Annotated in this window: 11 protein-coding genes, 3 pseudogenes and 1 riboswitch; of the genes and pseudogenes, 2 read left to right on the forward strand and 12 right to left on the reverse strand. The window is 52.2% G+C overall.

Annotated features, from left to right (window positions below; translation table 11 throughout):
* Window positions 1-480 precede the first annotated feature (480 nt).
* The 4 genes and pseudogenes from dmeF to ASE07_RS30805 all read right to left on the reverse strand — a co-directional run.
* Window positions 481-1,288 (reverse strand): annotated as a pseudogene (gene dmeF / locus ASE07_RS18495) (CDF family Co(II)/Ni(II) efflux transporter DmeF); the annotation flags it as partial.
* Between the two features lie 258 nt (window positions 1,289-1,546).
* Window positions 1,547-2,053 carry a hypothetical protein gene (locus ASE07_RS18500; RefSeq protein ID WP_057292308.1) on the reverse strand — a complete coding sequence of 169 codons (507 nt, stop codon included), beginning with the start codon at window positions 2,051-2,053 and terminating at the stop codon, window positions 1,547-1,549.
* Window positions 2,054-2,126: 73 nt separating this feature from the next.
* Window positions 2,127-2,702: a TMEM165/GDT1 family protein gene (locus ASE07_RS18505; RefSeq protein ID WP_057292309.1), complete on the reverse strand. Its 576-nt coding sequence runs from the start codon at window positions 2,700-2,702 to the stop codon at window positions 2,127-2,129.
* 9 nt (window positions 2,703-2,711) lie between these two features.
* Window positions 2,712-2,888, reverse strand: a riboswitch (yybP-ykoY riboswitch).
* 147 nt (window positions 2,889-3,035) lie between these two features.
* Window positions 3,036-3,359 carry a response regulator gene (locus tag ASE07_RS30805; protein WP_442946099.1) on the reverse strand — a complete coding sequence of 108 codons (324 nt, stop codon included), beginning with the start codon at window positions 3,357-3,359 and terminating at the stop codon, window positions 3,036-3,038.
* Window positions 3,360-3,685: 326 nt separating this feature from the next.
* On the opposite strand from ASE07_RS30805, the gene ASE07_RS18510 reads away from it, so the two are divergent.
* Together ASE07_RS18510 and ASE07_RS18515 are read left to right on the forward strand one after the other, a co-directional pair.
* Window positions 3,686-3,964: a hypothetical protein gene (locus tag ASE07_RS18510; RefSeq protein WP_235548528.1), complete on the forward strand. Its 279-nt coding sequence runs from the start codon at window positions 3,686-3,688 to the stop codon at window positions 3,962-3,964.
* Window positions 3,965-5,165: 1,201 nt separating this feature from the next.
* Window positions 5,166-5,693, forward strand: coding sequence for a MerR family transcriptional regulator (locus ASE07_RS18515; protein ID WP_082584270.1), 528 nt, complete (start codon window positions 5,166-5,168; stop codon window positions 5,691-5,693).
* 304 nt (window positions 5,694-5,997) lie between these two features.
* Here ASE07_RS18515 and ASE07_RS28245 read toward each other — a convergent pair whose 3' ends face one another.
* The 8 genes and pseudogenes from ASE07_RS28245 to ASE07_RS18560 all read right to left on the reverse strand — a co-directional run.
* Window positions 5,998-6,519: a glycine zipper 2TM domain-containing protein gene (locus ASE07_RS28245; protein ID WP_082584271.1), complete on the reverse strand. Its 522-nt coding sequence runs from the start codon at window positions 6,517-6,519 to the stop codon at window positions 5,998-6,000.
* Window positions 6,520-6,599: 80 nt separating this feature from the next.
* Window positions 6,600-7,109: a glycine zipper 2TM domain-containing protein gene (locus tag ASE07_RS30410; RefSeq protein ID WP_082584272.1), complete on the reverse strand. Its 510-nt coding sequence runs from the start codon at window positions 7,107-7,109 to the stop codon at window positions 6,600-6,602.
* Window positions 7,110-8,380: 1,271 nt separating this feature from the next.
* The gene (locus tag ASE07_RS18530) at window positions 8,381-9,085 is read right to left on the reverse strand and encodes a PepSY-associated TM helix domain-containing protein (protein ID WP_057292311.1); all 705 of its coding nucleotides are present in this window, start codon (window positions 9,083-9,085) and stop codon (window positions 8,381-8,383) included.
* A gap of 4 nt (window positions 9,086-9,089) precedes the next feature.
* Entirely contained in the window at window positions 9,090-9,815 is a 726-nt protein-coding gene (locus ASE07_RS18535; protein WP_057292312.1) for a DUF4198 domain-containing protein, read from the reverse strand.
* Between the two features lie 10 nt (window positions 9,816-9,825).
* Entirely contained in the window at window positions 9,826-11,907 is a 2,082-nt protein-coding gene (locus tag ASE07_RS18540; protein WP_442946101.1) for a TonB-dependent receptor, read from the reverse strand.
* A gap of 449 nt (window positions 11,908-12,356) precedes the next feature.
* Window positions 12,357-13,106 (reverse strand): annotated as a pseudogene (locus tag ASE07_RS18545) (IS701 family transposase); the annotation flags it as partial.
* Between the two features lie 44 nt (window positions 13,107-13,150).
* A protein-coding gene (locus tag ASE07_RS28255) for an IS5 family transposase (protein ID WP_156396763.1) occupies window positions 13,151-13,893 on the reverse strand; the annotation gives its coding sequence in 2 pieces (ribosomal slippage) (window positions 13,151-13,578 and window positions 13,578-13,893; 744 coding nt in all).
* Window positions 13,894-13,963: 70 nt separating this feature from the next.
* A pseudogene (locus ASE07_RS18560) lies at window positions 13,964-14,257 on the reverse strand (transposase); the annotation flags it as partial.
* Window positions 14,258-14,307 lie beyond the last annotated feature (50 nt).

Genomic DNA, 14,307 nt, shown 5'->3' on the forward strand with positions numbered 1-14,307 from the left:
GGAAAATGTTGCCGAGATTGAATATAAAGGTTCTTGGATTTGCTAGGTCAAGCATGCATACTTGCAACGTCCGGACCTAAGCACACGTTTTCCAAATTTTCCTTTATAGCCTTCCAATTTTCTCTATGGGGCGCTCCAGAAAGTCGCTGGATCATATCTCGATGTGGGTTCGCGACGTATAACTGCTCGCCTCGGTCTTTCGAAGGAAAACGTAATATTGTCGCCAGCGGTAGGTTGCATCTCCAAACTCGTCGGTAGGGCAATAGGGGCGATTACAGGACACCAAGTCCCCGCGTAATGTACTCTTGGAACATCGAGTGTCTCGGGTTTGGGACGGCCTTTGATAGACACTGGAGGCTTGAAGATAACTTACGATTTACCGCTCCTGGTAATGTGCCGCAATGTTCCAGCCCCAAGGAAGAAAGGACTGCCGGTTAAGGTGGGCAGCGCGTCTTCCTTTCAAAGTATTTATTCAGCCCTTCAGGTTTTGCCGAGCAGGTGATGCACTTCAATCGTCGAGTGGACAATTTCCTCATGTATCGAAAGCTCATCGCGAATCTTGCTGGTGGTAAGGCTTGTGTCTTTGGTAACCACACTTAGTGCACAAGAATAGAATCGCTTTCCCACGCGCCAGACATGCAGATCGACCAGCTTTGTTTGCCTGATGTTGTCGTTCGCCTCGATGATTGCTTGAATTTCGGCGACGACCGGTGCGTCCATCTCACGATCTAACAACACTTTGCCGGTATCTATAATCAGGTTCTTCGCCCAGACTGCTACCAATACGGCACCGACAATGCCCCTAACCGGGTCCAGCCAATCCCATCCATAAAGCCATCCCCCACAAGCGCAGCAATTGCCAAGAACGAGGTGGTAGCGTCCGCAATGACGTGCACGTAGGCGGACCTAAGGTTGAGGTCATGATGTCCGTGATGATGCCCATGCTCACTGTGGTGGTGAGCACCGCTCAGTATCAGTGCACACGCAATGTTCACGACAAGACCAATTACTGCGATGATGATTGCATCCGGTAGTGGAGGGGCTGCGGAGTGAAAATTCGTTCGACGGAGCTGAACGCCATCATGCCTGCGATACCAAGCAGGAACACCGCACTGGTGTAGCCGGCCAATATCTCGATTTTCCAGGTGCCAAACGCAAACCTGGGGTCTTATATGTACTTGCGAGCCGCCGAAGAAGCGAAGGCGCTTAAGCCGATAGCAAGTGCATGCGAGCTCATGTGCCAGCCATCTGCCAGCAGTGCCATCGAGTTGAAACACCAACCTGCTGCAGAGAAAAGGGAAATGAATGGATGGAACGTGAAGACCGTAAGCCTCGCAGCAATTGGGGCATCCTATTCGTTGTGGGTGCATGGACAGCAGCCATCTGGGTCCTGTGGCCTATGTCATTGCGCCGCGCGTTGGCGTTTGAGAGAAACCTCCCTATGAATTGACGAAGCTGGAAACGACCTTACCAAAGTCAGTCTCAATGTACTGCCCTTCAAGTAACCTTCATGAAGAGTTATTTCATTTTTGGCTGGACTGCATCATCAGCGAGCAATGGAAAAGAACACTTTGTTCCATAAAACGTGCGTATCCGTCTTATATAAAATTAAAACCGCTGTATCACCGGCCATTGTGTTTACTTGGTCAGAGCGATAGCGTTCGTCTGGAGCCATTGTGACTAGCCCGTCGGAGTTCACCTTTATCTTCCAAGGCGATAGGGACTCGTATGCCAAGCTGGTGCTTCGCGTGACGTCGGCGGCCTGTGCAGGAGCGTCCACAATTTCGACCTGAAGCTGAACTCTATCCCCTTGTCGAAGTCGGATAACGTTCTTGCGAAAAACAGCCATCGCTGCCTTATCGCTTTTGAACGTCATACGATGCAGGTCTGCCTCACCAAGCACGATTTGATCATTGACACGTACTCGTAAAGAGGAAACTTCTCGGTGCGATTCCCCTGCAACGCTTGGTACGCTGAACACGAACGAGAGCCCAGGCAGAACGCGCCACAAGGTCTGCTCAAGACGTTTTAAAATGGTGGTTCTATATTGCATTTCTTTTTCACTTGAAGGAAAAACAGTGCGATTGCTCTCGTTGGTTCAGCAGATTTGGCGACACTACTCTGGATTAAAATCCTAAGCTTTTTCCAGCACCAAGCAACGTGGCAAAGCCAAGAACGGCGAAGATACCCGCCGCAATGGTGTGTACCAGTCGCACAGGAAGTCGATTGGCCAACCGGTCGCCGAGCAGAACCGCCGGCACATTCGCGATCATCATTCCAAGGGTGGTACCAGCAACGACCGCCACAAACGTGTTGTACTGCGCCGCCAACGCAATGGTCGCCACTTGAGTCTTGTCGCCCATCTCCGCGAGGAAGAATGCTACAAACGTAGCACCAAGAACCCCGAAACGCGATAGCTTGGCATCGTCTTCATCAAACTTATCTGGAATGAGAGTCCAAACAGCCATTGCGATAAACGATACGCCTAGAATCCAACGCAGCGTCCCAGGATCCAGTAACGACGTGATCCAGGCACCGAGTGCACCCGCAAAACCATGATTGAACAGCGTTGCGCCCAAGATGCCTAATGCTATCGGTATGGGCTTGCGAAATTTTGCTGCGAGGATGAATGCGAGGAGTTGTGTCTTGTCGCCGATTTCGGCCAACGCAACGATGCCAGTCGAGATAAGGAATGCTTCCATTTGTAATACGCTCCCAGGCCGGACAAAAATTCCAATGACCATACTTCTCCCCGGCCAGTCCGAAGGCAGTATGGTCAAAGGTCTTGCCAAGCTTAGGAACCGCTTACGCCATGGCCGAACGGCCAAGTGTGTTGACGCAAGCACCTCCAGAAGTGTGAAGGTAGGCTACTCCCCAATGACGGGACAGATTATAGCAACCTCTGCCGGTGCGCGTCTATTACGCTAATAGGGTCAATTTATCAATTGTCTGCACCACATTTAACGTTTCACTTCTAGCGCGCTAGGACAATAGTGTCTAACGGGCTAAGCTGTGCAGGCTGGTAAAACAAGTAGTCAATTTGGGAAGGCCGGGTGTGCTTCATCTAATCTTCGCAACTTGCTTGTGGAAGAACCGTGTATATCAGACATAAAATTGCCAGCGTTTAAGGGTTTTACGATGTACTTTGATATCCAAAGAAGATTACTTCGATGAATGTACTCGTAGCTCGCAGCAGCGCTGAGGATGAATATCGGTATACCAGACAATGCGGGATTAGATCGCACTTGTTTCAGCACCTCGATGCCGTCCAAGTGTGGCAGCTTCAAGTCGAACAGAATGAGTGATGGATGACCTATCTTCCGTTTAGCGTATAGTCCGTGGCATGTCAGGTATTGCAACCGTCTCGCACGACATCCGCTTTTGCAACGAAGCCGCAGCTCTTCAATAGTTTAAGCGTAAGGTAAACGGCGGCTTCGTCGTCTTCGATGAGTTACAGTTCATATGCCATTTCGGATTTATACCCCTTGCATAGTTTCCTTCCTTGAGTCGAGGAGAGAAGGTCCTATCTCGCTTGAGTTTTGTCAAACCTCCCATCTTGCATCTATAAGTGTAGCCATCGCTAACCGACTTCGTGCCTGTCACGTTTGATAACAATTTTGCCACAACTGATTCTCCTGTCGAGGGTCTATCTTCGTAGATGGACCTTATTGATAAGGAGGATTTTATGATTTCAAAAAAAATTACCGTTGTCGCTTCTGTGTTGTTGGCAGTTGGACTAACCGCTTGCGACATTGATAAAACAAAAGAAGGAAAGGTCAGCCTGCCGAAATATGAAGTAGAAAAGACCAAGGAAGGCAGCGTAAAGCTCCCTGAGTATGACGTAAAGACGCCCGATGTTACGGTTAAAAAAGAAGAAAAGACAGTTGAAGTCCCGACCATCAAGAAAGAAGAGCGAACCGTTCAAGTGCCGAACGTTGACGTCACTTCTGCTAAAGAAAAATAATCAAAGATAGCCGTTTGTCGGGGGCCTCCCCGACAAATAATGTAACTCCCAAAGCAGCAAGCAGGCGATGGTCTACTGGCTACAAAACGGCGAAGAAGATTCGTTTTGGTCTACGGCGAGGTGCTGAATCTCGAAAGGGATTTGGGTTCATCGTGCGAATGCTTTCTGCAACTCACACCACCTCTTCGTATAGCGAGGTCTCTTGTTTTCAGCTTTTACCATTTACCGCCTTTTTGTTCCAGATGGGACTACGCAAAAAGTGCCACAGCCAAATCGCTTGTTTAAGACGTCAGGCGTGCTATCAAAGCGCTACAGTGCCTTGCTTGTTCCTCTAAAACGTCAAAAGCGATGCCTGTATTTGGCCGGCGAAAGCTAACTCTAATAGAATCACGCCGTTCCAATGCATTGAAGGTTGGGATACGTACACCAAGCAGAGTGCTGCGGACATTGTCATAGAAGGTCTTGAAGACAAAAGTGGGACAGTGTTTAACTTGGAATCGGAGGCGCAAACAGTGTCCGAGCGTCGTCTCCGGAGGCTACCGGCGCAGTAATCGTCGGTATTACGTTGTCTGGACCACGCTCGACTTCAAAGCAGAGAAAGCCACAGCAGTGTTGCTCCTGGCGAGCCAGCGATTCAACGTCCGCGGCGGCGTCCCTTTTATAGGTCAGACGAGCGCTCAAGCCTTCAACCTGATCCGCAATCAATGCCTCGGAAGTGAGGTCATTTAGCCACTGGGCCCGGCTTCTGAAGTTAACCGGTGACAAAGTGCAAGCAATTGGAGCCACTGTATCGTATTTATGGGGTGTCCTTTCATCAAATTTTACAGCTGGAGCCACACCCGCAGCCGCTGGTACTTTGCGTTAAGATCGATTTCGCCTTGCGCCGACGACGAGCGATAAGAAATGCACCAATGCCCAGAGTGGAAACACCTGTCACGGGCAGATACCAGCCAGTTGCTGCGGCCCCTAGTCCGGACAACCCAAGCCAGGCAAACAATGGAGTGACCAGAGGGATGCTGACGCAACACGCAGCACAGGCTGCGGCAACAGCACCGGTGGCACCTACTGCCCCAGCTACCGAGCCTAATTTCGTTTTTGTTACCTTCATCACTACTCCTTTCGTTCGTCAAAAAGATCTGCTTGCATGAAAGGTACGACCTCAAGTAACTTGAGGTGCAAGGACTTTTTGATAGGAGACGTTATGCTGCAGGGTAATCTCACGATTGGCACGCTCGCCTCGCAGACAAATATGAACGTGCCGACGATTCGTTACTACGAAGAAATAGGATTACTGCCGCCGGCCCAGCGTGCCGCCAATGGGCATCGCTTCTATGGAGACGGCGACCTGAAGCGTCTCTCCTTCATCAAGCGCTGCCGAGATTTCGGATTCCCGATCGAACAAGTCCGGACGCTGGTCGCCCTATTCGAGGACGGTGACCGCTCCTGTATCGAAGTGCGCGACATGGCTCAAATCCATCTGAATGAAGTGCGTGCAAAACAGGAGGAGATGCGCCTTTTGGAAGCAAGTCTGGCAGCATTCGTCGCAAGTTGCGATGAGGCTTGCTGCAAAGGGCCGACTAGGGACTGCGCTATTATTGAGGACTTATCAGCTGCTGACCCTAAGCTTCCTCCGTCGTCAAGCAACGAATGCTGCGATGCTTCGCCCATCGCCGAAAAGCCGAAGGAGTTAGCAAAATCGACCACCTTTTTTGAGATTAGGCGGACTTGAGTATGGAGTGGACTGATTTTGCGCGAACCTTCAGACTGTTTTTTGCCATAGCAATAGCAGAGCTTGCCGGGTGCTACCTGCCACTCCTTTGGCTAACTGGGAAAGACGGCATTTGGCGAAGGGCCCTCGATGGAAGCTTTGATTTCCATTTTGTTAAGCCAGTGGACATTCGGGCGCTGCTTGAATCTCTTGCAAGATATCAGCCTACGATTCCGAGGCAAAATGGGTAACTACGTCTATTAATTGAGTACAGAGCGTCCCTTTGTCATTGGATGACCTGAGTTTTAGTTGAGCTCACTAGCGTTCAATCGTCATCGTCATGATGGCGATGATGCTTCCAATGACCTCGGCCGCCATGACGCCGATAAGGCCCCTCATCGACGTAGTAGACAGGTGAGTCAACGACCATAGGCTCTGGCATGATGTAGACTGGTGCACTCTGCACCTGAACAGGCTGTCGGTAGACTTGAGGCGGTTGCTCATAAGCTGGCACTCGCACTTGTTCAACAACCGTTTGACACCGCTCAACGTTCTGGTACTGCACTGACCTTGATGACATACGGTCACCCACTACTGCGCCTGTCATCGCGCCAACCGCAGTCGCTATGGTTTTTCCACTGCCACCACCGACTTGGTTTCCAAGAATACCACCGGCAATTCCGCCAACAATTGCGCCACCGTAGTCATTACCTGCAGCCTGTACTGGTACCTGCTCCTGCCAGCATTCCTGGCGTGGGCGTTCGACTATTCGATATTCCGTAGCACTGGCAGCAAACGGCAGCGTAAGCAATGCAACGGCTCCAAGTATTGCCTTATACATATTCATATTTTCAATTCAGTTCAGTTGCAGCCCAGCGGTTTGCCCTACAGATAAGGCAGACAACGACGGGCCTACGGTGAGAACGTTCAATAGCGTTTGGCAATCTCATTGCCAACATATCCGCCGCCAACAGCACCGGCAATCGTAGCTAACGTCTTGCCGGTGCCGCCACCGACCTTGCTACCAAGGACACCCCCTACGACCGCACCGACGCCAATACCGATAGGACTAACTTGTGCAACTGGCTGCTGAGGCTGCGCAGGAGCGTATACAGGGGCATGAGCATTTTGTGTCACTTCCACCGGCTTAGCGTGTGTCAGATAACGGTGATGAACGATAGTCTTTTCTACAATTTTAGTGGCAGGCTGCGCTACCGCTGTGGGCGGAGCAAGTTGAGACACTGTTGCGACGGGCGCAGGAGCAACCGCAACCTGTGCAGCAGCGACCGGAGTCGCGACAGCTGGAGCATCAGAACTATGCGAAGACGGCAGAATGCCGGCTATGGCGGCTGCGCCGATAAGGCTCACAAGCATAACGGAGCCAGCAGCGCCGGCGACGAGTGGGTGGATACGCTGAGTCGTCAAATTGTTTGCCATGTTTGATTGCATCTGCAGATGTGGTTGTTGGTACACCCACAATAACGATGCAGCATGCCTTCTGACGGTAAATCGACTGTTTCGAGCGTAAGCGGATGTAACTATACCCAGCAACATACCGACCGGTGTTAGTTTTACCGACCCGCGTAGGCAACTTAAAGAACCGTAGAAAAGAAACCCGCAGGGCTTACGCGCTACGGGCAAATTCGTCTTGCGCCCTTGGGGTGCAAATTCAGCGTACTCCCGTAGACTGTGGGATCGTTGAGGCAAAACAAAGAACGCGCTGACTATTCGAGGTGAGTTACAGCGCAACCTGTGCGTTCTGCTCGCTCCGTTCTGCTAATGGAACGGCAATTGCTCTACGCCATGCATTGCGAATACCTGCTTTGCCAAGTCCACACCAATCGTTGTGGGTGCATGTCGGAGTACTCGCCTCAAGTGCTTGGTCAACACTTTTACTTTGGCACATCGATGCCGTCGGCGCAGGAGTGCCTTTAATTTCCATGTTCTCAACCCGCGTTAGCTCAAGAAGGCGGCGCCCATACTCTTTCTAACAGGAGAATTTTGGAGTCATAAGAACTTTCATGAAGATGGTGGAGAAGGGAGATAGCGCGCGAACTGGTAGATAATGAAATATGGGGATAATTCAGCGATTGTTACCGGCCACCTTCCGACGTAAGGTCCATCCGGGCTGAAAGCGGCTAGGCGAACGGTGCGTGTCCCCGTTGACGGGTACCTTGGTTGTTTTGCTGTCCGACACCCCATGGGAGATGCTACCGCAGGAGGTGGGATGTGACTCAAGTATGACATGCTGGCGTTACTTACAGGCATGGCGGCAAGCGGCTGTATGGCCCGATTGTCCCAAGTATTGCTGACGCATCTGCGTGGTGCTAACAAGCGCGATTTTTCTCGTGTCGTGGCCGACAGTTCTTTAGTACGCGCTGTGCACGAATGAAAAACTGGAAAGAACCCAACCGATGGCCGTAAAGCAGGCAGCAATGCACATCGTATGGTATAAACGGCTGCCTTCGATGCATGATCCACTTCTACGCATTGGACGCGGCATCACCTACTGACGCAGTGTTAACAACTTATTTTGTTAATCGCTTTTAAGAATGTGGGGAGAATAATTATTATGTCACGCGTGGGAGTCAAGTGAATGTTCCACAGGCCTGGCACAGGGCGTAATCTGCACCGGAATCCAAGGAATGCCAGCTGCCTATACATCGGGCATTATCGCTACGTTCCGCCAGACCTGGCTGATCGGCCACCTATATCGCCCAAAAGAAACCGAGGCTGGCAAGCAGTGCCCCAATGCTGACAAAAACTGCGATCGTCCGAACGGTATGCAATTGGGTCCACAACAGCAACCCGGTCAAGGAAAGAAGGATCATACTTCCTGCAATCGTGTCAGTTAATAGCACCCAGAAAGCATTGACGCCGACCGACATGTGTAGCCGGGTTAAGGTGCCAATCAACGTGGCATCGACATGCTCGATTTTAATGGACTGGGTACCGACAAAGTATTCGGCATTAATAGCACCCTCCGGACGCGTCAGACTGACGTTCCAACGCTCTGGTTGGGTTAGCTCCCTGCCGGACAGCAGCAATATTTGTGCTGGCTGTGATTTTACGATTGGAGGAGCTAGCGGGATGAACTGTAACTCTTTTTGTACCCAATCCGACAAGCTGGCTGGCGACGCAAAGCCCCGTGCGGGGGCTTGTACCTGAAGTGTTCGAACGCTTGTTTTTGTAACAGGGATTTTAAGAATTGTTCGGTGATTGAGTACCAATCCGGTGGCGCCGAAAAGCAGCCCAAGGGCCGCACCCCATAGCCCGACGTAGAGGTGTATCTGTCGAAGCCATCGAAGAAAAACTGCTCGTTTACTCCGAACGCGAGGGAAGACGGCTTTGTTTCTCTGCATGGTGTTGACAGACGTCGGCGTTAACACTTCTGATTCAGCATAGTCACGCATGTTGTTATTCTGCGGGAAGTTGAGGAGGAATCGCCGGCCCGGCGGGCAAGCCATTTTCTACAAACAGGGAATAAGTAAAATGATTGCGCAATGATTGATATTGCATGCCTTCATGCTCGCCAGGAGTCTTGTCCACGTGAAGAACATGAATGACGTAGCGACCTTGCCAAGGCGTATTGATCTTTACCTGCCCTCGTTGATCGGACGTGTGTTCCTGCACCCAAGTGTTCGGCGCGATCACCTGCACTTTTGCTCGTGGTACGGGCTTACCTTGGTAAAGGATGGAAAAGGCATTTTCTCCCTGTGGCGCAATGTCGACCGCGAGCCAGGCACCGTCTGCGGTAACCGGGGCGGCAATCTGCCCTACGCGAGCATAGTAATTGGTTTTGGCGATTTCTAAACCATACTTGCTCAGGTCACGTACTTCGGTCGCCTCGACCTTTACCAATACAGTTGGTTGTCGGCCGTTCGTCGAGACGGCGAAATGATCCGGCAGTTTAACCGCGGCGGCGTTTAAAGCCTCGTTACCGGTTAATACCGTGACTTGGGGATGCCGAATTGTGTCCAGCTTGCCGGGAGTCTTTTCCCGAACGCCTTCCTCAACTTCTCCGTAGAACAGCTTAACGTCGCCCTCGCCTGGTTCCAGCCATAGGTAATGGGCCTGTGCCAAGGTAGACGAAAATGCCACGGCACAGAAAAGCGCCAGTGTCATGCTGCGTTGCCGGATCATCTCTTTGTCCTTAGAAGTTATAACGTGCGGTTACTTGCACATTGCGCGGCGCACCAGGCAGATTGAGCAATGGTGACGTACCGTGTCCGGATATAATGTACTTACGGTCAAACAGGTTATTCACATTGAGTTGCAAGTCAAGCTTTGCAAGGCGGTATCCGATCATGGCGTCGACTGTCGTGTAAACAGGCAGCGTGACAGTGTTGCCAGGATTGGCGAAGCGATCCGCAACGTAGTTAATACCTGCACCGGCACGATAACCATCGTCAAAGGCCTTTGTTACCCAGAGATTGGCACTATGGCGCGGGGTCAGCGTTGCGCGTTTTCCTTGTACCGGCTGACCGGCATCCCGAGCGATGGATGAAGTCACTTTCGCATCCAAATATGCATAGCCGGAATACACTTGCCATCCATGCGACAGATCGCCGGTGAATGTCAATTCCAGCCCGTCGGTACGTTGTACGCCAATTGGGATCAGGCGATTCGTAGCTGGATCGGTTGCTTTGATGTTGGTCCGTTCGAGACGAAACACGGAGGCGCTGGCTGATGCCATTCCATCCAGGAAGTCGAATTTGCCGCCAATTTCCTTATTGGTGGTCTCTTCAGGAGCAATTTCGGCGTTATTGGACGCTAATGGAAATGCTTCACCCGACGGCTGGAATGACTTGCTGAATGCAGCGTAATACGACTGATTGGACCTAGGCTGATAAACCAAGCCAACACGTGGACTCCACGCTGTATCGGTGCGTGCCAGATTGCGTTGACCAACGCGACGCTCCTGCGTTTCCTGCTCAAAGCGATCGTAACGGAGACCCGCCAGCGCCTTCCATTCTTTGGATAACGTCACCAGATCTTGCACGTAGGCACTGGAGGTTGTCATAATGCCGAGGTTATCGGTCGATGGTGCTGCGGTCACTGTTAATGGCAATACGGGGAGAACCGGGTTGAATAGTGAGACCGTCGCAATATTATTTTGCGTGCGGAAAAACTGATCTTTATCCTGCTTTCCAACCTCAATCCCATACAGGAATTGATGTGCCATACCACCCAATGTGGTTTTTTGCGTCAGTTCCGTTTGATTGAAATAGCCTTCTTCGTCCCGTCGAACGTTGCTGCGGTTTAGCGACGCCGTCAGTGCCGCCTCATTCACCGCCCCAACCAGCGTGTTGTTTCGGTCAAGTTTGTAGGCGTAATGGCGGAACGCGTTACGCACGGAAAGCGTATCGCTAAAGCGATGTGTCAGGGTGAACCCTAATGCGGTGACGTCAGATTGAGAGGTATCGACATCGCGCGCATTGCGGGCGCCATAGTATGTGCTTGCAGATACATCAACCGGGCGACCACGGTAGGCCGGAATTCCAAAATCGGTCACACGACGGTCGGAAAGGTACTCCGCCTGGAGCAACAGATCGGTGTTCGTCCCGAGTTTGAAGGACAAGGACGGTGCGAAGGCTTCACGATCGAGAAACTGGTTGTTGCGATAGCTATCTGCGCGCTCAATGGCTCCTGTCACCCTAAACGCGATGCCGCTATCCTTAAGATTCCGGGCAACATCAAATTCACCGCGACGCTGATCATGGCTTCCGACTTGCGCCGTGATTTCACTCTTGTCAATGCCGGGCTTTTTTGTGATCCGGTTGATGAGCCCTCCAGAAGAGCCACGGCCGTATAAGACGGACGCCGGTCCCTTTAGCACTTCGACTTGCTCGATATTGGAGAGGTCGCGGAAATACAGCGCATCGTCCCGCAGGCCATCAATGAACTGGTCCGCAATTGCTGTAAAGCCCCGAATGGTCACCTGGTCGCGCTGGCCATCACCATGAGACAAGCCGACGCCGGGTACCAGTCGCAAAGCCTTCTCCATGGATGTGACGTTCTGGTCTCGCAGCAACTGGTTCGGCACCACATTCACGGTCTGGGGAATGTCACGCAGTGGCGCTTCGATCTTTGTCGCACTGGTCGCAGTCGGTGGGTTATAAGTGGGTGGAAGCTCTCGCGAGCCCTGAACTTGCACGGTAGGCAGCGTCGTATCGCCGGCCGCCGAAGAGGTATCCTGCGCGTGCGTAGAAGTGAAGATTTGTTGTACGGCCAGCGCGACCAGCAGCGCAAGCTTCTTTTTCTTTATAACCACGAAACTCTCCAGTTAAGCTTTAGATAATAACTAGGCTGGCTAGAGGAAAAGTCTCGTTGCTGGCAGTAAATTGGGTGGGCCGTCGCCTCAATGCCGATGGGCATAGCACGACACTCCAAGTGTTGGAAGCTCAAATTACAGCGATTGAAGAGTAGGCTTGATTATCCACTGCTCACAACACGCTGGGATTTGAACGCAATCGCTCAATTGATGAGAACGATTCGCATTCAATTATCGTTCATGTGTCGATTTTTGGCAATTTGTATCTGAATGTACGTGCGTAAAAAGAATAGAATGTCGCCCAGCGTCTAATACTACTGCGTCATAAATTGGCGCGACCACAGCAGGGACAGATTCTGAGATGTTTGACCAAGCCCACGATCAAGGCCAACCGCAACGACCGGATGGAATCAGGGACATGCCGTTGCGCGCGCACTGGCCCCGCGCGGGCGGTAACTTTCGGGTAAGGAAGGTAGCGGGCGTTGCCGGGCTTTTTTTTGGCGCAGTCGTTGCGCCAATAGAAAGCCATAAGCCGCAATGCACAGCGTTGCATGGTGATGGAAGCCACGCCAGCCACGTCCTTCATAATGCCCCAATCCAAACTCCTGTTTCAGTTCTTCATAGTCCCGTTCGATCCGCCAACGCATCTTCGTCGTTGCCACCAGTTCTTCCATCTTTATCGTAGCCGGCAAATTCGATAACCAATATTTGGTCGACTCCGGCTCTCCTTTACGCCACTCCACCAGCAACCACACTTCGTCACGCAATTGGCTAAGCCAGTAGTCCCGGTGCGCCGGGCGTACACGCATACGCGCAAAGCGCGAGCGCAGCATGGTGTTGCTTGCTTCACGCCAAGTCACTGTGCGCCATGCCTGTGGCGGCAAACTCATTGCCAGTGTCTTCACCGACACCGGTTGATGATTCGCATCGCGCTTAAGCAGGGTCGCCGGCTTACCAATGCCACGATACGGTTTGGCAGGAATGGGCCCGGTACCCGCTGCCCATACGGTGGTCGGGTGGCTGACACCCACTGCATACTCAAGTCCTAATGCTTCCAGTCCTTCACGAAACAGGCATTCATTGCCATAACCAGCGTCGGCCACCACGATACCCACTGGAACGCCTGCTGCTTTGGTGCGCCACATTTGTTCAAGCGCCATTGAGAGCAGTTAAAACTGGAGGCATCGCTAGGGCGTGTTAACAATTAAGCGATCCAGATGTAAGCGCAGACGAGGTTGAGAAATGAGAGGTAGTTGCGCGCCAGTTTTTCATATCGTGTAGCGATGCGTCGGAATTGCTTGATGCGGTTAAAGAAACGTTCGACCAAATTACGGTCTTTATACAGATGACGATCATAGTTACGTTGCACAACACGATTGCGTTTGGGCGGGATGACCGCGACCGCTCCGCTGGCCTGAGTGCTGTCGATCAATGCATCGGCATCGTGGCCTTTGTCAGCCAAGACCGCGTCCGCATTCAAACCGTCGAGCAGCGGTCTGGCCTGCGTGATGTCGGCCACCTCACCGCCGCTCAGCAGCCAGCGTACCGGATTGCCCAACGCATCAACGACCGCATGAATCTTGCTCGTCAATCCACCGCGCGAGCGGCCGATCGCTTGAGGACCTTCTTTTTTTGGGCACCGGCCGCATGCGGGTGGGCGCGCACCGCCGTGCTGTCGATCATCAGCGCCTCCAGATCACGGTCACCACTGACCGCTTCGACGACTCGCTGCCAGACGCCGGATTGGCCCCAGCGTTTGAATCGCTTGTAGGTCGTGTGCCAGTTCCCCAATGCAGCAGGCAAGTCGCGCCAAGGTGAACCCGTTCGCACGATCCAAAACACCGCCTCCAAAAACAGGCGGTTATCTTGCGCCGTCGCGCTGCGATCGCCCACCTTGCCGGGTAATAGCGGCTCCAGCTTGTTCCATTGGTCGTCTCGCAGCAGCAGAGGTGGCCCCGTCTGATTGGACAGCAAATTGCTGCTGCTAAGTGGAGCTTCGCGGAAGTAGGGTTGCCATCTATGCCGCTTGTGGCATTGGCTGATTGTCGAAGTAGAACGCATCCGGAGTCTCGCCGTCAAGCGCACTATGTGGGCGCCGGATATTGTAAAACTCCAGGTAGCGGCCAATCCCGCTTCTTGCCGCGCTCACTGTATCGTAAGCATGCAAGTAGACTTCTTCGTACTTGATCGATTTCCACAGCCGTTCGACGAATACATTATCTCTCCAACATCCTTTGCCATCCATGCTGATGGCAATGCCATTGCCTTTGAGCAGATCAGTAAAATCGGTACTGGTAAACTGGGCGGATTCAACCAGTCGTCGCAACACCTTAAATCAAGGAGGTGTTTATGGGAAGACCA

The organism is Noviherbaspirillum sp. Root189, assembly GCF_001428545.1.
Classification (GTDB): Bacteria; Pseudomonadota; Gammaproteobacteria; order Burkholderiales; family Burkholderiaceae_D; genus Noviherbaspirillum.